22 protein-coding genes are annotated in these 19,055 nt (G+C 59.4%); 7 read left to right on the top strand and 15 right to left on the bottom strand.

From position 1 onward, the window contains the following. Positions 1–45: 45 nt before the first annotated feature. On the bottom strand, positions 46–780 hold the full coding sequence (locus tag AC1Q8Q_RS10390; protein WP_033044640.1) for a metallophosphoesterase: 735 nt from the start codon (positions 778–780) through the stop codon (positions 46–48). A gap of 165 nt (positions 781–945) precedes the next feature. Between AC1Q8Q_RS10390 and AC1Q8Q_RS10385 the strand changes: the two genes are divergently transcribed. From AC1Q8Q_RS10385 to AC1Q8Q_RS10370, 4 genes are all read left to right on the top strand, one after another. After that, entirely contained in the window at positions 946–1,416 is a 471-nt protein-coding gene (locus AC1Q8Q_RS10385) for an anti-virulence regulator CigR family protein (RefSeq protein ID WP_020800222.1), read from the top strand. Between the two features lie 93 nt (positions 1,417–1,509). Next, positions 1,510–2,037, top strand: a complete 528-nt coding sequence (locus AC1Q8Q_RS10380) for a hypothetical protein (protein WP_168757823.1) — start codon at positions 1,510–1,512, stop codon at positions 2,035–2,037. Positions 2,038–2,257: 220 nt separating this feature from the next. Next, complete coding sequence (locus AC1Q8Q_RS10375) at positions 2,258–2,932, top strand: NADPH-dependent F420 reductase (RefSeq protein ID WP_020800219.1); 675 nt, start codon at positions 2,258–2,260, stop codon at positions 2,930–2,932. Positions 2,933–2,944: 12 nt separating this feature from the next. Further along, on the top strand, positions 2,945–3,424 hold the full coding sequence (locus AC1Q8Q_RS10370) for a DUF6130 family protein (protein ID WP_033039422.1): 480 nt from the start codon (positions 2,945–2,947) through the stop codon (positions 3,422–3,424). Between the two features lie 11 nt (positions 3,425–3,435). On the opposite strand, the gene AC1Q8Q_RS10365 is transcribed toward AC1Q8Q_RS10370, so the two are convergent. Genes AC1Q8Q_RS10365 through AC1Q8Q_RS10355 form a run of 3 tightly spaced genes read right to left on the bottom strand, consistent with a single transcriptional unit; the run spans position 3,436 to position 7,389 of the window. Continuing rightward, complete coding sequence (locus tag AC1Q8Q_RS10365; RefSeq protein WP_033039420.1) at positions 3,436–5,469, bottom strand: LTA synthase family protein; 2,034 nt, start codon at positions 5,467–5,469, stop codon at positions 3,436–3,438. 31 nt (positions 5,470–5,500) lie between these two features. Then, complete coding sequence (locus AC1Q8Q_RS10360) at positions 5,501–6,094, bottom strand: hypothetical protein (protein WP_492615024.1); 594 nt, start codon at positions 6,092–6,094, stop codon at positions 5,501–5,503. Further along, the gene (locus tag AC1Q8Q_RS10355) at positions 6,091–7,389 is read right to left on the bottom strand and encodes a sialidase family protein (RefSeq protein WP_492615023.1); all 1,299 of its coding nucleotides are present in this window, start codon (positions 7,387–7,389) and stop codon (positions 6,091–6,093) included. The genes AC1Q8Q_RS10360 and AC1Q8Q_RS10355 overlap by 4 nt, the downstream gene beginning before the upstream one ends. A 545-nt stretch (positions 7,390–7,934) precedes the next feature. Here AC1Q8Q_RS10355 and AC1Q8Q_RS10350 point away from each other — a divergent pair. Beyond that, positions 7,935–8,159: a hypothetical protein gene (locus AC1Q8Q_RS10350; protein ID WP_020800215.1), complete on the top strand. Its 225-nt coding sequence runs from the start codon at positions 7,935–7,937 to the stop codon at positions 8,157–8,159. Positions 8,160–8,195: 36 nt separating this feature from the next. Here the strand turns inward: AC1Q8Q_RS10350 and AC1Q8Q_RS10345 are convergent, their stop codons facing one another. Continuing rightward, the gene (locus AC1Q8Q_RS10345; protein WP_020800214.1) at positions 8,196–8,468 is read right to left on the bottom strand and encodes a hypothetical protein; all 273 of its coding nucleotides are present in this window, start codon (positions 8,466–8,468) and stop codon (positions 8,196–8,198) included. Between the two features lie 115 nt (positions 8,469–8,583). Next, positions 8,584–9,492: a MurR/RpiR family transcriptional regulator gene (locus tag AC1Q8Q_RS10340; RefSeq protein ID WP_020800213.1), complete on the bottom strand. Its 909-nt coding sequence runs from the start codon at positions 9,490–9,492 to the stop codon at positions 8,584–8,586. Between the two features lie 397 nt (positions 9,493–9,889). Between AC1Q8Q_RS10340 and AC1Q8Q_RS10335 the strand changes: the two genes are divergently transcribed. After that, on the top strand, positions 9,890–10,615 hold the full coding sequence (locus AC1Q8Q_RS10335; protein WP_492615022.1) for a sulfite exporter TauE/SafE family protein: 726 nt from the start codon (positions 9,890–9,892) through the stop codon (positions 10,613–10,615). A 129-nt stretch (positions 10,616–10,744) separates the two neighbouring features. On the opposite strand, the gene AC1Q8Q_RS10330 is transcribed toward AC1Q8Q_RS10335, so the two are convergent. The 9 genes from AC1Q8Q_RS10330 to AC1Q8Q_RS10290 all read right to left on the bottom strand — a co-directional run bounded on the left by AC1Q8Q_RS10330 (position 10,745) and on the right by AC1Q8Q_RS10290 (position 17,846). Beyond that, positions 10,745–11,509 (bottom strand): ABC transporter ATP-binding protein, encoded by a 765-nt coding sequence (locus AC1Q8Q_RS10330; RefSeq protein ID WP_492615021.1) that lies wholly within the window; start codon positions 11,507–11,509, stop codon positions 10,745–10,747. Positions 11,510–11,527: 18 nt separating this feature from the next. Next, positions 11,528–12,640 (bottom strand): succinylglutamate desuccinylase/aspartoacylase family protein, encoded by a 1,113-nt coding sequence (locus AC1Q8Q_RS10325; RefSeq protein WP_168757825.1) that lies wholly within the window; start codon positions 12,638–12,640, stop codon positions 11,528–11,530. An 8-nt stretch (positions 12,641–12,648) separates the two neighbouring features. Beyond that, a complete protein-coding gene (locus tag AC1Q8Q_RS10320; protein WP_033045212.1) occupies positions 12,649–13,347 on the bottom strand; it encodes an ABC transporter permease in 699 nt (232 codons plus the stop codon). Positions 13,348–13,361: 14 nt separating this feature from the next. Then, positions 13,362–14,051 (bottom strand): ABC transporter permease, encoded by a 690-nt coding sequence (locus tag AC1Q8Q_RS10315; protein WP_020800209.1) that lies wholly within the window; start codon positions 14,049–14,051, stop codon positions 13,362–13,364. A gap of 91 nt (positions 14,052–14,142) precedes the next feature. After that, positions 14,143–14,919 carry an ABC transporter substrate-binding protein gene (locus tag AC1Q8Q_RS10310; protein ID WP_168757826.1) on the bottom strand — a complete coding sequence of 259 codons (777 nt, stop codon included), beginning with the start codon at positions 14,917–14,919 and terminating at the stop codon, positions 14,143–14,145. A 357-nt stretch (positions 14,920–15,276) separates the two neighbouring features. After that, the gene (locus AC1Q8Q_RS10305; RefSeq protein WP_033045215.1) at positions 15,277–15,705 is read right to left on the bottom strand and encodes a hypothetical protein; all 429 of its coding nucleotides are present in this window, start codon (positions 15,703–15,705) and stop codon (positions 15,277–15,279) included. A 138-nt stretch (positions 15,706–15,843) separates the two neighbouring features. Further along, positions 15,844–16,257: a VOC family protein gene (locus AC1Q8Q_RS10300; protein WP_033045217.1), complete on the bottom strand. Its 414-nt coding sequence runs from the start codon at positions 16,255–16,257 to the stop codon at positions 15,844–15,846. Positions 16,258–16,348: 91 nt separating this feature from the next. After that, entirely contained in the window at positions 16,349–17,008 is a 660-nt protein-coding gene (locus AC1Q8Q_RS10295) for a TetR/AcrR family transcriptional regulator (RefSeq protein ID WP_042955777.1), read from the bottom strand. After that, entirely contained in the window at positions 16,995–17,846 is an 852-nt protein-coding gene (locus AC1Q8Q_RS10290) for a 3-hydroxybutyryl-CoA dehydrogenase (protein WP_020800204.1), read from the bottom strand. Before AC1Q8Q_RS10290 ends, AC1Q8Q_RS10295 begins: the two co-directional genes overlap by 14 nt. A gap of 165 nt (positions 17,847–18,011) precedes the next feature. On the opposite strand from AC1Q8Q_RS10290, the gene AC1Q8Q_RS10285 reads away from it, so the two are divergent. Continuing rightward, entirely contained in the window at positions 18,012–19,052 is a 1,041-nt protein-coding gene (locus AC1Q8Q_RS10285) for an AraC family transcriptional regulator (protein WP_492615020.1), read from the top strand. Positions 19,053–19,055: the final 3 nt, after the last annotated feature.

The following is a 19,055-nucleotide window of genomic DNA, read 5'->3' as shown; positions in this document are numbered from 1 at the left end:
AGACAGCGGCGCATCGTGAGTGCCGGGCTTTGGACGAACGGCGCGTCAGGCCTGGTCGAAACCGGGTTCCGGATCGATTGGCGGGATGCACTGCAAGGTGGTGAGATCCAGCAGTGTGAAATAACCGTCCAGCCAGCCCGCGGTGTCGACGTGGTACACATTGCCCAGCACCGCAGGCTGCCTGAGTGGCGTATGGCCAACCACCAGGGCGCGAAGTCCATGGACGCCGCGGGTATCGCCCGCCTGAATCCGGGTTCGTGACCACATGCAGCGCAGCAGTACGGCTCGCAGTTGCTTGTCACTTTCAGGCGATTGCAGTTCGGCGCGAAGTTGGTCCCATGAGGACACTGGGCAATCGGCGTGAATAATCCCGACCAATCCGCCAGGCGTCTCTATCTCGATAGCAATCGGTAGTTCGGCGAACTGCAGCGCGAACGCTTGCTGCTCAGGTGGCGATAAACCGGTGAACCATGAGCCGCCATTGCAGATCCAGCTAAAGACGTCACACGTATCGAAGTGAACCACGAAGTCGTCATGGTTGCCGCGCACGGGGTGAAACCATGGCTTGGCCAGCCAGTCCAGTGCGTCCCGGCATTCAGGTCCACGATCAATCAGGTCTCCGACGCTGAACAGGCGGTCGACAACAGGATCGAAACCAGCCGCTTCCAGCGCGGCTTGCAATCGGCTGAAGTGCCCGTGAATGTCACCTGCCGCGAAATCCCGACCCGCAGTGTTTGCAGCAAAGCGCTGGATGCGCGGCACCTCGATGGTTGTGGTCATGGGGTACTCCGGTACGGCAGGACGTGTTGCTTTGTTGCTGGTCGATCACCGCTTAAGCATGCGCCAGGGTTGTGGGCCGTGTCACAACCGTTTGTTTAAAATTTGGCATGGCTTCGCCGCGAAGCGTATACATTCCAGGGGTACTTCCTTTCTGAGAGAACGGATATGTTCAGATATCGCTCGTTTGTTGCCGCTATTGCCTGTGTTGCATTGGTTTGTGCCTCGACGCTGGCATTGGCCGATCCTGGGAATGGCAAGGGGCAAGGAAACGCAAAGGGCAATTCGCAAGACAGCCAGGAGCATGGCAACCAGGGCAACCAGGGCAACAAGGGAAAGCATTCAGGCGGCGGTGATTGGGATAATGGCCCAAGCATCAATCGGGGAAGCGTTCTTGGCATTGTGGACGGGTATCGGGACTACTGGGCCCCTGGACCTGCGTTACCACCCGGCATTCAAAAGAACCTCGCCCGCGGTAAACCGCTTCCGCCGGGGATTGCCAAGAAGCTCGATGGCCGGCTGATCGGCAGGCTGCCGCATTATGACGGGTATGAATGGCAGCAGGCGGGCACCGACTTGATACTGGTGGCGATCGCTACCGGTCTGATCTATGAAGTGCTTAACGGCGCTTTCGATTGATTCTTGCTGGCGCCTCCGTCCGTCGCGGGACTTGAACTGTCAGGGGGTTTACGCGTCATAAAATACGCGTAATCAACCCTCACGGAAGCAATCATGCTTTTAAAAAACAAGAGTCTCGTTGCTGTAATGTCATGCGCCCTGATGCTTGCAGCCGCCCCGTTACTCCCTGCTGACCTGTCCATCATGAACGCCGCCTATGCGAAAGAAGGTGGCGGTGGTGGTGGTGGTGGTGGTGGTGGTGGTGGTGGTGGTGGTGGTGGTGGTGGTGGTGGTGGCCACGGCGGCGGAAATGGTGGCGGAAACGGCGGTGGCCATGGCGGTGGTAATGGCGGCGGTAACGGTGCCGGCCACAGTGGTTCGGGTCATTCCGGCAGTAACGGCCACGGCAAGGGGTTGAGCAGTGATCATGCGGGCAAGGCCGTTCGCGACCACGGCATCAGTGGCAATCATTACGGCAGTGATCGTAATAGTGACAAGGGGCACGGCACCACGACTTCAGGCATCGCACACTCCAAAGATACGCGCGGCTTGGACAAGGCCAGGGCCATTTCGGAATCGACGCCGGGCGATCACAACTCGAAGGGACTGAGTAAAGCCGGCGCGCCAAAAAAATCCCACTGAGCAGAAACTGCCAGGCAAGCGACTTTCTAGCGGCCAGGCTTCTACAAAAAAATCCCGGAGACGTCTGTTTCCGGGATTTTTTTTGTACTGCAGGTCGGTAAGCGTTTTACCCAGCGCTCTCGAGGATCAGCAATAACAATAATCAGCTAGTCTTCAACTTGGTGTTGCAGGCGCTTTCCGTGTGGAGAGGAGACTGCTTTCCATCGCAGGAGCACAGCGTATGTCCAGAATTTTCTTTTTGATGTTCGCCGGCATGGTCATGTGCGTCAGCCAGGCTATGGCGGACCCCCTGAAGATCGGCGTCATCGGTTCCGGTAACGTTGGCGGTACGCTGGGTACGCTCTGGGTAAAGGCCGGGCACTCGGTCATGTTTTCCTCGCGCCACCCCGAGGAGCTGACGGATCTGGTCAATAGCGCTGGCCCAAACGCTCAGGCGGGCTCGGTGAGCGATGCCGCCACATGGGGCGATGTGATCGTGTTGAGTGTTCCCTATGGCGCGATGCCAGAGCTGTCCGAAAAGGTCCAGGGCAAGCTGGACGGCAAGGTAGTGTTGAGCACCAGCAACCCGTTCGGCGGCCGTGACGCAGAGGTCGGGCGCAAGGCGCTGGAGATGGGTGTCGCCTCGGCGGACCAGCAATATCTGCCCGGAATACACCTGGTGCGTGCGTTCAACGCCATAGGCTATGCATCGATGAAAGACCAGTCGGGCAAAGACAAGGCGATTGCAGTATTCGCCGACGACGCCCAGGCCCGGGACATGGGTGCCCGGTTGGTGCGCGACGCCGGTTTTTTACCGGTTATTTTCCCGCTGGCGCGAGCCAATGAAGGGTTGCCGGGCGGCCCGCTCAGCGGCCTTTGGAACGAAGCCGAACTCAAGCGCAAAGTCGGTCTTTAGGAGAAATCCACCATGGCTTCCGCAAATCTGTTGGCCATTGCCTGGAGTGTGTTGTCTTGCACGGCAGCGTTCGGTCAAGGGGCGGCCGACACCGATCACCCACCGGCAATATTGCCATTGGAATCCGAGACGACGCCAAGGCTCATTGCCTATCCGCCGCTCGCCGAGCCGCTCGCCCGCGGGGTCGTCATCATCCAGTATCGAACAGAGCACGCCAGGATCATGCCGGTATTCGGTAAGGCGGCCGCCGATGTATCCCCACGACTGGGCCACCTTCACGTGACTGTCGACGACTGGAAAGGTACATGGGCGCACACCAGTGAAGATCCGATCATCCTGGTCGGACTGACCCCCGGCGCCCACAAGGTTCTGCTTGAAGTAGCCGACCCGACGCACAGGATCCTCACCCATACGACAGTGAGTTTCACTGTTCCGCCGAAGGGGCCATCTGTCGCCCCTCACACTGGCGCAGGTCCCGCGGTAAAACCGTAACTGTTGAGTGGTTAGTCGCGTACGTTCTGGTACAGCATCAACCGTGAGGTTTCGTGCATGGCGCGGGTCAACCGTGACAGTCGCTTGAACTCCTCGGGGTTTTGCTCGGCCACGTTGTCCAGCGGCGTCGGTGAGGCCAGGTCATGCAGGGTTGGCGAGCTGCCGTCGTGTTCCATCTGCACCATGTAGTGTTGCGTCACGCCGGCAATCAGCGGGAAGGTGCCTTCACGCAACACCAATGGCACCACACGTTCGCCTTCGGGCGCGGGCTGCTGGATATCGCGGCCCATGCCGCTGTTGCGAAACTCCAGGCCGGCCATGCCTGCCACGGTTGGCAGCAGGTCCACCAGGCCGACAGCTTCCTCGACCTTGCGTGTTCCGATCAGGCCTGGCGCGTGGATGATCATCGGCACCGCGTTGCTCTCCAGGCCCAGTTGCTCGTAGGCCGGGGCCAGGAAGGGGATCTGGGCGATACGGGTGTTGTGATCGCCAAACAGCACGAAAATGGTGTTTTCGTACCAGCCGCCGGCCTTGGCGATTTCCATCAGGCGTCCGATGTTGAAGTCCAGCAGGCGTACGGCGTTGTATTGCTCGACGCTGCGCGAGCCGGCGGCCTGGACTTGCTCCAGGGTAGGGTGCTTGACCTCGAAGCCGTCATTGCTCTTTGGAATGGTGAATGGGCGGTGGTTGCCCGCCGTTTGCACATAGGCGAAGAACGGTTTGTCCTTGGGCAACGCTTGCAGGATCTGGTCGGTTTCCTTGAACAGGTCCAGGTCCGAAATGCCCCACACATCCACCACCGGGGATTTCCAGTCGCGCTCGTCGAACAGGCGAACGCCGTCGATGCTTTGCCGGATCAGGGCATTCATGTTGGCCCAGCCGGAGTTGCCGCCAATGGTGTAGATCTTGTCGTAGCCGGTGAAGGCATTGACCAGCGTGTTTTGCCGGGTGATAAGTGGATTACGCGTCGCGGTTTCCTGTCGAGTGACGTCAGGTACCCCGGTAATGCTGGCCCAGACAGTTTTGGCCGTTCCCGTGACCGGCACATAGAAGTGCTTGAAGAACCAGCTCTGCGTGGCCAGGCGATCGATGTTGGGCGTTGGATTGATCGGGTTGCCATAGGCTCCGACGGCACTGGTGCCCAGCGACTCGAGCATGACGAACATCACGTTAGGTGGTCGCGAGCCATTGATTTTGTAAGGTTGTGGCGTCTGGTGGCGGACGAAGTCGAGGGCCTGCGGATCAGGTTTGTCGACGCCCAGATAGTGAGCCATGACCGCGTAATGTTCGCGCACCTGTGCCTCGTCATAGCGTGACTGGCCGACCTTGACGGTGTCGTAGAAAAAAATCACCGGGTTCAGGCCCAGTGCGGCGACCTGGTTGTTGCCCGAGAAGAACGCATCGCTCCAGCGCAGCGGCACGGGGTTCTCGATGTTCAGGTGTTCGACACGGCCCAGGATACCCAGCAGCACCAGCACCACCATCACTGCACCGCCCCATGTCGCGCAGAGCGGGTGAATGGTTTTGCGTGGACGGTCCAGCGTGACGCGCTCCAGACGCACCAGGGCCAGTGTCGCGATTGCGACGGTTGCCAACCAACCCAGTGAGATCCAGATGACTGGGTAGGTTTGCCAGACCATGTCACGGGATATTTGCGCATCCTCGATGAAGCGCAGCACTGTGGCGTTGATCCTCACGCCGAGGTAGGCGTAGTGGCCAAAATCGATGATGTAGATCAGCAGCGCGACGCTGAGGGCGGCTACCAGGTACAGGCGGGCGATGCCGCGCAGGAGGCGGCTGCCGACAAGGTTCCAGCGCGGGATCCAGGCCAGCAATACCAGCGGCAGCATGATCAGGATGGCCAGGCGCAAGTCGAAACGAAAGCCGATGCCCAGAGTTGTCAGCACATGTTCGTCGCCCAGGGCTTTGGCGTCGAAACCGGAAAAGCCGAAAAAGAACACCACCCGCAGTAGTGCGAACAGCACGAAGGCGATCGCTGTTGCACCCAGCCAGTAATGCAGACGTCTCGATTTCAGCCAGCCCATGCCCGTTTCCTTATTGAGATTTCATTGAAGTTCAAGCGCCGCGCAGGGTGATGAGCCGGCGATACGGCCGACGCGCCGCCAGCATCAGCAGTGCCACGCAGCAATACAGGCCCAGCAACGGATCGACCAGGTAATCCCAATAGTTGTGGGAGGGTTTGATCCCGACGAGGAAGGCCAGGGTCGCACAGGTCAACATCACCACGGCCAGGTAATGGCGCAGGTAGAACAGGCCGAGCGTCATCAGTGCGACGAACAACAACAGGGGGCGCGGGCTGTAGCCCCGCCGGTAAGGGTCCAGGTCACTCAGGCCCAGGGTTGCGGGGTACAGCACCAGGGCCAGCGCGGCGAAGAGGATCAATACGCTGGTTTGACCCTGCCGCTCAGGCGGCAGCAGACCTAGCCTGCGCAAACATCCCCAGGCCATGAACACCATTGAGGTGATCGCAAGGTCGTCGATATGGCTGCGCAGGTAAGCGGCCAGCGACAACCCGCCCAGCGGTATGAAGCTGGCGGCCAGCAAGGCAAGCAGCAGCGCGATGCGCCAGGTCCTGCCCAGGCCAAAAGACGGCAGGAACAGGAAGAGGATCATCGCGAAACTGGCATGGGCCTGCCACAGATTAATCATTGGAGACGCTCGGCCAGCCAGGCATCGTTGAAGGTGACGTGCTTGATGAAGGTGTTGTTCCAGGAATAGACCAGGTGATACATCCCGTCGGGACTGCGGAGGAAGTAGGGGTATTCATATTCAAACTCACATTCCTGGCGTTTACACACACGTTTGTCGAGGTTGGCGAGGAATTGCGCCTCCAGCGTCTGGCGCAGCTTGCCACTGGAGCCACGGAATTGTTTGCCGATGATTTCCTTGTAGACCAGAGGGGTATACGGATCGCCCTCTGGATCCGGTGATTTGTCCAGGTCGTGCAACAGGCGCCAATCGTCCATTTTCGCATCGGTGCCATACAGGCTCAGCTTGAAGCGTCCATCCTGCAGGTCATTGAGCGCTACCAGCAACCCGCGGTCCGGCGTCGCAACAGCTGCCAACGAGGAGTTGGGGTTCGAAGGAACCAGCGGATAAGGTTCGCTCCAGCTTTGTCCGGCGTCTTCCGTGCGGCTCGCCAGGACCCGGTGGTGGGTGTCACCGGCATAACGCAACAAGGCGATGCCGCGTTGGCCATCCAGCGGAACGATCGCCGGTTGCAATGAATTATTGCCATGGCTGATGCGGAATTTATCGATCACATCACCGTCTGCGCTCAAGTACAGGTACTCGGCAAACTTGCCGAGGAACTCATGGTAGACCGGCAGGCCGATGGAACCGTCGGCATGGAACACCGGTGCCGACCGGACCAGGGTGCTGATGTTCAGGAACGGTGAAGTGATCAATTGGCGTGGTGCCGACCAATGCCCGCCAAAATCGTCTGAAACCATCACATTGACCGCGCTACCGGCCCATCCGCCCATGGACACGGAAACGTAGAACAGCCACAGGCGGTTGTCCGGCGCGAGGGCAATGACCGGGTTACCCAGTTTGCGGATGTACTTTCGCGTGCTTTGCTGGGTCGAGTCCCGGGTCGCCATGACCTGTTCCTCCCCCCACTCGCCGGTACTCAGGTTGAAACGGGCGGAGCGCACCTGAACATCGGCTGCGCCTTCGCGGGTGCCGGCGAACCAGACCGCCATCAGGCTACCGTCAGGCAAGGCAGTGACCGCCGCCGAATGCACGAAGTCCACCAGCCCGGAGGAGGCGAAACGGCTGGTATAGATGGGTTTAGCGTCCTTATCCGCCACCGCCGAGGCCGGATTGATCAGGGCAAAGGGCGAGTGCTCGGGGGGCGGGTGGGTGATCCATGCAGCCGCGAACAGGCAAACAAGGGCAATGTAGATGCCGAATGCAGGAATGCCGGAAAATTTGATGCGCATGATTGGGCCTTTGGCATTTCAAGACCCATTAAAACACTCAACCCCTTACTTTAGTACATAATTGGATTGTAAGAATTTTTGTTTTGCGGGATGTTGATTGAAAATTTGGCTGAGCGCTCCAAGGGCGACTTTTTCAGGGCGTGGAGCGGGTGGGTTCATGACCGTTTCCAGCCGACCCGTTTTCTGCTCGTCGGCACGTTGAAAACAGGCTCAAGATCGGTTCGTTCGAGCCGATGGGGTGGGAGCTGACGGCTTCAAGCAGTTCATTAGCCCGCAATGAAGAAGCCTGAGGCCGCCACCGCCCATCCGGTTTATGGCCTGTGGGCGGTGGCGGCACTTGCGCCGATCACCGAGCAGGTGATTGCCAACCAGCATTTCCCAGGCTAAACCACGCCGAACCGGAGCTCGCGCCACGGGCGTGCCGGCCAGTTTTTTTGCCAGCGGAATCATTGAGTTACTGAATGGTCAAAGACAGGGTTTCAACACCGTGCGGGATTTTCCAGCGGCTGAAACCCTCTCACCCCCCCCACCTTCAGGATGCTCAAATGAATCGCGCAGTAATGATGACCCTGGCCATTTCCAGCCTGCTCTTGCTGGGAGGCTGCGGACCTCACTGGGAAGACGGAGAAAGGTACGGTCGATATCAAGATCATGATCATCGCCGTGGCTATGACCGGGATGATGACCGAGGGTATGACCATCGATACGATCGTCGTGACGATGATCGCGACAACCGTCGTTATCGCGATCGTGACGACCGGGACGACTGATACATCCGGGGCTTTTGAAAAAGGGGTAGAGGTTGGTCAACTGCCAGACTTGCTACCCCTTTGATTCTCCCCGTCGTCCTCCGATGCTGCGTCTTTTTTTATGGAGTGCGCGTCGGCACCGGCGTTTGAACCCGCTGCTTCCTCGCCCTTTTTATCTGCCTTTTCTTCGTTGGATTCCGGCTGGTTGAGCCCGGGAAGTGCCGAAGGTGGAATCGTTGCATCCTCGGTGGTTTTCTCGGCGGCCTGCACGTAAAGCGGCGAAGCCGACAACAAGCCCGTGAGCATGAGAGTGACAATGGTGATGTTCATCGTTTGAGTCTTCCGTGCAAGGGGATGTACGGTATTTGAAGCACGGCTCACAGGAAGGTGCGCAGTGGCAGACGGGCGGCAGATCCGAAGTGTTGCAACGGGCGCCCGGGAACCATCACTTTTTCGGCGATTTGTTGCTTGTGGGGATGTGCAGGTAAGACATCACGCTTTCGGTCAGTTCGGTGGCCAGCTTCACGGCTTCCTTGTTGCGAGCCATCACGCCTGCCACCAGTCCTTCGATCAGGGCAAGCACGGCAATGTTGGAACTGGTCAACACCGGATGGTCAGCCGGGGCAAACAGCACGTGTTCGGCAATGGCGGTGAGCGGGGAGGCGGGTGAGTCGGTGATCGCCAATACCGAGGCGCCGCGCGCGTTGGCAAAACGTGCAAGTTGCAGCGTATCGAGGGAGTAGCGCGGCAGGGAGATCGCGAGCAGTACGTCCTCATCAGTGATGGCAGCCAGCCGGTAAGCGGCGTTTTCGTTGCCGCCCTCCATGCTGATGGCGGTTGCGTCCGCGCAGAAGGGCATCAGGGTAGAGGCGGCGAGACCGGCGAAGTACACGCTGTTGCCAAACCCGAGGATGTAGATTTTCCGCGCCTCGATCAGGCGAGTGACAAAGGCCTCGAAGGTCTCGGCATGGTTGTTGGTCGCCGCCGTGGCGAGATTGCTGCTGGCGCTGTGGATTTGCTCATGCAGGCCAAATGCACCACCCGGTCGATGCGCCAGTTCGTTGCGCAACTTATCGACCGGCGACACCATCTGCTGCAACGTCGCGACCAGCTCGGCTTTCATGCCGGTGTAACCACCCAGGTTCAGCGCCTTGGCCAGTCGATTGACCGCTGCTGGCGAGGTGGATGTCTCTTGAGCCATTTCTTCGATGGTCAACGTCGCGGCCCTGAGCGGGTGACGCAGGACAAAGTCCGCCACTTTGCGCAGTGACGGCGGCAGGTCGGAAACGATTTCCGCCAGTTTGCGCATCACTGGCGCGGCATAGACCGTGGTGTCTTTCGAAGGGGTCGGCATATCCGGCTCAACATGTCCTGGGGGTTGGAGGTGGGGTGGGGCGAATGACCCGTAGGAGCATGCTCGCTCCTACAGAGGTCTTGCTCGCGAGTGTATCCGAAGCCGACCCTCGCTGTGCGCAGATGATTTATTTCAAGCTACTCGCGCCTGAAGTTGCTGCAGTACTCAGGCTTCACTACGACCATGCAACAAAGTCAGCGAAAACTCCTACAAAATATAAAGAAAGATCTCTCAAGTCATCCACATACAAAAATTAATCGAAGCCTGGCACGGTGGCTTGGTTTATCGAATCCGCAATCACCCTGAGAAAAAATCAACTTACTAAGTTAGTGAAGTTATCGGTGTGTTGGAGCGGCGTTGAAATAGTAAAAAAACCAACATTCGCTCTGGAAGACAAATGACAGAATACTTACTCGTTTTGTTTATCGGGGTCATTTCAGGCGTCGTCAGTGGGGTAATCGGTACGGGGGCCTCGATCATGCTTCTGCCTGCGCTCGCCCTTTGTTTCGGCCCCAAGCAGGCGGTGCCGATCATGGCGGTGGCAGCAATCGTCGGCAATATTTCAAGAGTTATTCTTTGGCGAAAGGATATTCACTGGAAGGCGTTTTTAGCCTATTCGGTGACAGGGGGACCCGCAGCGGCTCTTGGTGCACACACACTCTGGAGCCTGAAAGCAACCTGGATTGATATAGCCCTCGGGACGTTCTTTCTGCTCATGATTCCCTATCGCCACTGGGCAAAATCAAGAAATTTCACTCTTTCGCTTTGGCAGCTCTTAATCACAGGGGCTTTTGTCGGCTACCTCACGGGTATTGTTCTTTCTACCGGGCCGCTGACCATTCCAATTTTTTCTGCATACGGGTTATTGAAAGGCCCATTGCTCTCAACCGAAGCAGCCGCCTCGTTTGTTATTTACTTGAGCAAGACAATCACTTTCAAAGCGATTGGAGGCCTTCCCCTGACCGTCGTATTGAAAGGCCTGCTGATCGGAATCTCGCTCGCTGCAGGCATGTCGATTGGCAAATTCATCACGCTGAAAATCTCCATGACGACATTTCAAAGGCTCCTGGATGTTTTAATGCTGCTTTCGGGGTTTTCTTTGATAGCAGGAGGATTGAACTGAGGGAGATGAGCTCGTTGTTTCAGGCGGTTCCGTGAAGAACTTTTTGGGTGGGCAACATCCCGGCCGGAGCGTTCCAAAGCCGACCCTCGGTGTGCAGCAACGGGACAAGAGTCGGTGTGCGCGGAAGGCTTATTTCAAGCTGCCAGCCAGGAACTGCTGGAGGCGTTCGGACTGCGGGTTGACCAGCACCTCGCGCGGGTCGCCACGTTCCTCGACCTGGCCCTTGTGCAGGAATACCAACTGGTTCGACACCTCGCGGGCAAAGCCCATTTCGTGGGTCACGACCACCATGGTCCGGCCTTCCAGCGCCAGGTCCTGCATGACCTTCAACACTTCGCCGACCAGTTCGGGGTCGAGTGCCGACGTGGGCTCGTCGAACAGCATTACTTCAGGTTCCATGGCCAGTGCCCGGGCAATCGCCACCCGCTGTTGCTCACCTCCGGACATATGCGCCGGCCAGGCGTCCATGCGGTGTGCCACGCCGACCTTGTCCAGGTAGTGCTCGGCCTTTTTCCGCGCCTGTTTCTTGTCGATGCCCAGTACATGTACCGGTGCTTCCATGACGTTTTCGAGGGCACTCATGTGCGACCAGAGATTGAAGTGCTGGAACACCATCGATAACCGCGAACGCATGCGTTGCAGCTGCCTGGGTTCGGCAGCCTTGAGCCCGCCGAGTTTGTTGCTCACCAGCTTGAGCTGTTCGCCATTGAGCGCGATGTTGCCGGCGTTGGGTTGTTCCAGCAGGTTGATGCAACGCAGGAAGGTGCTTTTGCCCGAGCCGCTGGAGCCGATGATGCTGATGACGTCACCGGCTTTCGCCTCCAGGGACACGCCCTTGAGTACTTCATGGGTGCCGTAGCTTTTGTGCAGGTCCTTTATTTCCAGCTTGTACATGGTTCTGACTCTCTGTTATCAGTCGCTGAGCAAGCGGCCTTGGCGAATGGGGGTACTGCCGGCAATTTTCGCCAGCCACAGGCCGGGCTGGGCAAAGCGCAGGCGTTCGCGGGCGTAAAGAATGCCGTCGGTACTGGCACGCACCACGCTGTGCTGGTCGGTGAGCGGATCAATCACTTCGAACAGCGGATCGCCGACCTTGACCCGGGCCCCCAGCGGTTGCAGATAACTCACCACCCCCGGGTGTGGCGCGTAGGCGTACTGCGCACCGGCGAACGGTGTCGCTTCACACCTGCTTGGTGGCGACGCAGGCCAGTCACCGCTGATCAGGCCTTGCTCGGCGAGATAGCCGAGAATGGCTTGCGCGCTGTCGACACACGTCTCGCGTTCGGTGTCAGCCATGCCGCGCAATTCAATAGTGGTGGCTACACATGCCAGCGAAATATTGGCTTCAGGGAAGCGCTTGGCCAGTTGCAGCCAGGGGAGTGCGCAGGCTTCATCGAATGCGCTGCCGCCCGCAGCCTCGGCCAACAGGGCAACGCCGGCGTCCAGGCGGGCGGCCAACGAGCGCAGGCGTGGCCAGTTTTGCGGCATGGCATACAACAGCATGATCGACTCGAAGTCGCAGTGCAGGTCCAGCACCACATCGGCGTCGCAGGCATGCTGCAGCAACAGGCGACGCAAACCGTCGAGCTCCGAGGTCGCTGCCGGCAAGTTGGCGAGGGCATCGCCCATGGCGCGGCGGATCAGGGCGACGTTGGCATCGGCATCGTCGCCCAATTGACCTTCCAGTCGCTGCGCGACTTCCTTGCCGAGTTCCGGGAAGTCGCGATTGAAATTCTTCCCGCTGGAGAACTCGAAGCGACCTTGGTGCGTGGCCTGGAACATCTGGGCGATACCGATCGGATTGGCCATTGGCACCAATTCGATCACCCCGTTCAGGCGACCTTGCTCTTCCAGCGCCTGCAGGCGGCGCTTGAGTTCGACGGCGACGCGCATTCCCGGCAATTCATCGGCGTGCAGGGAAGCCTGGATGTAGGCCTTGCGCGCGCCGCTGCCAAAACGGAACAGCGAGAGCTTTCGTTCTGTGCCCGAGGCACTCCACGGCAACAGGTATTGAATGTGTTGCATGAGACTCCTTAGTGCTTGCGCGGTGCCAGGTAGGCCAGCCAGCGGCGCTCGGCCAACTTGAACAGACGAACCAGGATGAAGGTCAGGGCCAGATAGATCAGGCCCGCGGTAATGAACGCCTCGAACGGCAGATAGAACCGTGAACTGACCGTTCGCGCGGCTCCCGTGATATCGACCAGCGTGACGATCGACGCCAGGCTGGTGGTTTGCAGCATCATCAGCACTTCGTTGCTGTACTGCGGCAACGCCCGGCGCAGGGCCGACGGCAGGAGAATCCGCCGGTACAGGGTCAAGCGCGACATGCCCATGGCTTTGGCGGCTTCGATCTCGCCGTAGGCGGTGGCCTTCAGGCTGCCGGCCAACAGTTCGGCGCTGTAGGCACTGGTATTGATCGCAAAGGCCAGGCAAGCGCAGAAAGTTGCACTGGACAGGTACGGCCAGAGCGCGCTTTGGCGTACCGCTTCGAACTGCGCCAACCCGTAATAGATCAGGAACAATTGCACCAGCATCGGCGTGCCGCGAATCACGTAGGTGTAGAGCCAGGCCGGGAAGTTGAGCAGCGGCGAACGGGATACGCGCAGCAACGCGATGGGAATCGCCAGCACCAGGCCAATGGCCAGGGAAATCAGCAGGACTTTGAGGGTCACCAGCGCGCCATTGAAATACAGCGGCAGGTTTTCCCAGATCAGGTTGTAGTCGAGAATCATGCCTGTGCTCCCCGTTACAGTTCGGCGGCTTTGACGCCGACCGAGTAGTGTTTTTCCAGATAGCGCAGCACCAGCAACGACACGCTGGTCAGCATCAGGTAGAGCGCGGCAGCGGTGAGGAAAAACGTGAACGGCTCATGGGTGGCGTCCGCCGCGTTCTTGGCCTTGAACATCATGTCCTGCAAGCCGATCACCGAGATCAGCGCAGTGGATTTGGTCAGCACCAGCCAGTTGTTGGTGAAGCCGGGAATGGCGAAGCGAATCATCTGCGGCACCAGGATCCGCCAGAACACCTGCAGGCCGCTCATGCCATAGGCCGCGCCGGCCTCGCCCTGGCCCTTGGGGATCGCCATGAAGGCGCCACGAAAGGTTTCCGAGAGGTAGGCACCAAAGATGAAGCCCATGGTGCAGACGCCCGCGATAAACGGATTGATGTCGATGTAGCGGGTGTAGCCCAGTGCGAGGGCAAGGCGGTTCACCAGATCCTGGCCGCCATAGAAGATCAGCAGGATCAACACCAGGTCGGGAATCCCGCGGATCAGGGTGGTATAGCCTTCGCCCAGTACCGCCAGCCATTTGAACGGCGACAACCGGAAGGCGGCGCCGATCAGGCCCAGGGCAATGGCCAGGGTCATGGAGGTCAGGGCAAGGTTGATGGTCAGCCAGGCGCCATCGAGAATGCTCGATCCGTAGCCGTGGAGCATGTTGAAGTTCCTCAAGCGAGCGCCGCAAGGCGCACGAGACAAGCCACAAGTGGCGCCTGCACAGGCCTGCGCCAGGGTCTGGGGTAAAGGCTTATTCGCCGTAGATATCGAACGCGAAGTACTTGGCCATCACTTGCTGGTACTTGCCATTGCTGCGGATGGCGTCAATCGCCGCACTCAGGCGCGCAACGTTCGCGCTGTCGCCTTTACGCACTGCAATCCCGGCGCCTTTGCCGAAGTATTTGGGGTCGTTGATGTCGGGTCCGACCAGGGCAAAACCATTACCCAATGGCGTCTTGATGAAGCTCTCGTTGGTGTTGACGACGTCGGCGAGGGTGGCGTCCAGGCGACCCGCCGCCAGGTCGAGGAAGGCTTCATTCTGTGAGGAGTAGCGAACAATCGAGGCGCCGGCTTTCTCAAGCTGCTCGGTGGCGAAACGGTCATAGGTCGAGGAACGTTGGACGCCGACTTTCTTGCCCTTGAGATCGACCAGCGGGTCGTTGATCACGTTACCGGCCTTCATCGCGAACTTGCCCGGCGTGTGGTAGTACTTTTTGCTGAAGTCGACGGATTTCATGCGGTCCTCAGTGATCGACATCGACGACAACACGGCATCGATCTTGCGCACTTTCAGTGAGGGGATCATGCCGTCGAATTCCTGGATGACCCATTCGCACCTGACCTTCATTTCTTCGCACAGCGCGTTGCCGATGTCGTAATCGAAACCACTGACATTGCCCTCCGGCGTCTTGAAGGAGAAGGGCGGGTAGGCGGCTTCGATACCGATGCGCAGGCTGTCGTCGTCGGCATGTGCCAGCAAGCTTGCGGCGCACAGTGCCAGAGTACCTAGAAGTTCTGTCTTGTTCATATTGTTGACTCCCTGGATGAGGTGTTTGGGTGTTGCGCGCAGCGATCGTCCGATCTGTCGAAGGGGACCGCTCCGTGGATTTTCGAGGCTATAAATGGCACATAAAATTTCATAAATCAAACAAATGAAAAAAAACATATCAGTGCCGGGCGAAAAATGCCGGAGCGTCACTGTCACTATTGGCAGGTCAGGCCCAAGCAAGTCTCACGTGCAACCACGCAGGCGGGCCTGATTGTCGATAGCCGTTTTTTCTAGATCTGGGGAGGGGACAGGGGTGGTAAGCGGACACGAATGCGACCGCTGACTCGCGGGGAAACTGCGCCCCGCGTTGTCAATTTCAGCGAAAAAACCTGCTGTTCACTTGTACTTGATCACGATCCCTTTGAGTTTGCGGCCATTGACGGTCTGTACGTCGCGAGCCCATAGCGGCCCGTTGAGATAGGCACCTACCGGCTGGATATGGTCATAGACCACCACCACGGCATCGCCACCGAGCTTGGCGGCTTCTTCGCGCAGTTTCTGCTCGACCTCGGTAATGGGCGGGGCCGGGTCAACACTGGCGTCGATCAATATTTCGCCCAGCCGAACGTGCGGGCGCAGGGGCTCGGAGCGCAATACGACGACTTCACTGGGCAGTGTCGGTGCGGGATGTTCCACGCCAACGTAGGCGGTGGTCTGGGCATCGACTGTCGCGCAACCGCTGAGTGCCAGCAGGGCGGCGGCGAGCCCTCCTGCCAGCAGCGACAGTTTGAGACGGGTGGACCATGACGGGTCATGGGTGTGCATGGTGGTTTCCTCCGAAGGGCCGCTGTCACACGGGTGGCTTGTTGACGGTAGCAGACGGCCCGGGAGTTGCCAGAGTGCCCGACCGTTCCAGGCCGGAGCTGTTCGAAGACTTGAACAGCGTCGCTGTGCGCGATCCTGTTACTGGTCCTTTTCGCAGTTGATCATCCACGACACGCCAAAGCGATCGACCAACATGCCAAAACGCGCGGCCCAGAAAGTGGCCTCGAGCGGCATTTGCACCTTGCCACCTTCGGACAGGGCTGAAAACACCTGTTCAGCCTCCTGGATGCTGTCGACATTCAGCGAAATCGAACAACCGCTCATCTCATCGGTGGGGCGATCGGGAGTGGTGTCCGAGCCCATGATCGCCTGGTCCCCCACGGCCAGCCGGGTGTGGATGATCAGGTTGTGCAGATCCTTGGGGACGTGCTCGGCGGCAGGTGTTTCGCCGAAGGTCAGCATGGCTTCGAGCTGGCCCTTGAGGCTTTCGGCATAGAAGGTGAATGCGGCTTTGCAGTCGCCGTTGAAGATCAGGTAGGGATTGATTTTCATGATTGCGCTCCCGGTCAGTGGAAGGTACACATTGAATTGGACGCTGGGTTCAAGCGCGAATTCCGATGGCATCGACTGGGCAAGCAAAGCGCTAAAACGCGGAGGCAGCCTGGGTATTTTTAGATATTTTCTCGATAGGGCGCGCCAGGCTTATAGCCTCGCTCGTGCGCCTCGGCGCGAGCACGCGCTCGATGGCACCGCCGACCAGGTTCTCCAGCAGTTCATCGTGCTCGCTTTCGTCCAGCGAATGGGCGGTCAGCCAGCTGGGTGCGCTGTTAAGCAGGGCGGCGATGGCATGGCCGGCCGCCAGGAGACCTGATTCACTGAACCTCGAACGAGCGCCGAGCAGGACCATCAACTGGCGCTCGTATTGCTCGCGCAATTTTTGCACCCGAGCCTGCTGCTCTTCGTTCAGGCAACTGCTGTCGCGCTCCACCAGGCGATAATGCCAGGGCAAGTCGCGATGTAAATTCAGGTGCGCGCGAATCAGGCTGTTGAGTCGGTCGCGCTTGGCCGGCGCCTGTTGCTTGATGCGCCCCAGCGTGGCCAGCAGCTCTTCGTAGAACTCTTCGATCAAATCCAGCAACAGGTGCTGTTTGCTCGGGTAATGGTGATACAGCGAGCCCGGGGAAAGCCCCAGGCACGTCGCGAGCTCGCGCATGCCCACCTGACCGAAACCCTTGCTGGCGAACAGCTCCAGCACCTTGTCCCGGTATTCGGCGAAACGCGAGCAACGCTCAGGCATAGGCATGGAAGCCGCGCCCCGTCTTGCGTCCCAGGTAACCGGCGGCGACCATTTCCTTGAGCAATGGCGCCGGGCGGTATTTGCTGTCGTTGAAGCCCTCGTAGAAGGCTTGCATGATCGCCAGCAGCGTATCCAGGCCGATCAGGTCCGCCAGGGCCAGCGGGCCGATAGGCTGGTTGCAACCCAGGCGCATGCCGGCGTCGATGTCCTCGGCGCTGGCCAGGCCTTCCTGCAGTACCAGGATCGCTTCGTTGATCATCGGCACCAGGATCCGGTTGACCACGAACCCCGGGCGGTTGCCGGCGGTGATTGCGGTTTTGCCCAGGCGGGTCGCCATGTCCAGCGCCAGGGTGTGGGTGGCATCGCTGGTTTGCAGGCCGCGAATGACTTCGATCAGGCCCATCACCGGCACCGGGTTGAAGAAGTGCAAGCCGATGAAGCGTTCAGGCTGGCTGACACTGGCCGCCAGCTGGGTGATCGACAGCGACGAAGTGTTGGAGGCGATCACGCACTCGGCGCTGACCTGCGCGGCAATCTGTTGCAGCACCCGCAGTTTCAGGTCGAGGTTCTCGGTGGCGGCTTCGATCACCAGTTGCGCATCGTGCAGGCTGCTGTAGTCGGTGCTGGTGCGGATCTTGTCGAGGGCGGCGTTTTTTTGCTCGACGCTCAGGGTTTCCTTGGCGACTTGCCGGTCAAGGTTCTTGCCGACGGTGGCGAGGGCTTTTTGCAAGGCAACTTCGCTGATGTCCAGCAGGGTCACGTTGAAACCGGCCAGGGCGCAGACCTGAGCGATACCATTGCCCATGGTGCCGGCGCCGATCACCCCAATGTTTTGCAGATTCATGTTGCCGTCCTTTCGATAAACCTTGCGATACCTTGGCCGTCGTGATGGCCGAAAGCGTACTATTGCCGCGAGTCTAGAGCCGGCGCAGTGGTTGGCCTATGCCGAAACTGTTCAACGGCACTGATGTTTTTTGCCATTTCGGGTGATGGGGAGCGAAGCGTTCGCATGCGGGAAAAGGACTCGGTAGCCGCCTACTTCGTGCAGGCGATGATCCACGGGCTGGGGGACGATCCACAGCGAGTGCGGGCTGTGCTGGAACAGGCCGGTATCGATCCGGCGCTGATGCAGGACCCCACCTCGCGGGTGTCGGCCAATGCCTTTGCGGCGTTGTGGCTGATTCAGATCCGCGAGCTGAATGACGAGTTCTTCGGGCTCGATTCCCATGGCATGCCGCCGGGCGCATTCGCCCTGATTTGTCGCGCCTTGATCCAGGAGCCGGACCTGCACAAGGCCATGCGCCAGTGCCTGGCCAACTTCGCCCTGTTCCTCCGGGATTTTCGCGGCACGCTGACCGTGCGCGGCAAGCGGGCGGTCATCAGTCTGGACAGCCAGGCGGCCAACGAAGACGTCAGCCGATTCGGCGAAGAGACGTTCCTGGTGTTGATGATCAGCCTGCTCTGCTGGCTGGGTGGGAGGCGCATCCCGATCGACCGCGCGGACTTTCGCCATGCGCGCCTGTCACTCAGCGATGACCGTTTGCTCTGGGGGCCGAACCTGACCTTTGGTGCCGAGCGCACCGAAATCGAGTTCGCCAGTCATTACCTGCGCCTGCCGGTGGTCCAGGACCTGGCGTCGCTCAAAGTGTTCTTGCGCACCGCGCCACAATGGCTGGTGATCCGCTTTCGCAACCAGCACGGCCTGGCGTCGCAGGTACACCAGCGCTTGCGCAACAGCCATTACAGCGGATGGCCGACCCTGCAGGCCTTTGCCCTCGAACAACACCTGAGCCCCAGCACCTTTCGCCGAAAACTCGAACGCGAAGGCTGCTCCTATCAGGAGATCAAGGACGAAGTGCGACGCGCGGTGGCATTCGAACAGTTGCGCGGGAGCCAGGCCAGTATCGGCGATATCGCCGAACAACTGGGTTTCCAGGAGCCGAGTGCATTTCACCGGGCCTTCAAGAAGTGGACGGGAGAGAGCCCGGGGCGGTATCGGGCGCGGTTTCAGGAGGGGCGGCTCGAAACCTCGGCGGAGTCTGACAGGTGAGCC

The organism is Pseudomonas sp. GW823-FHT06B06, assembly GCF_058795195.1.
Note: the sequence above shows the minus strand (reverse complement) of the source record. Positions and strands in the feature narration are given on the sequence as shown.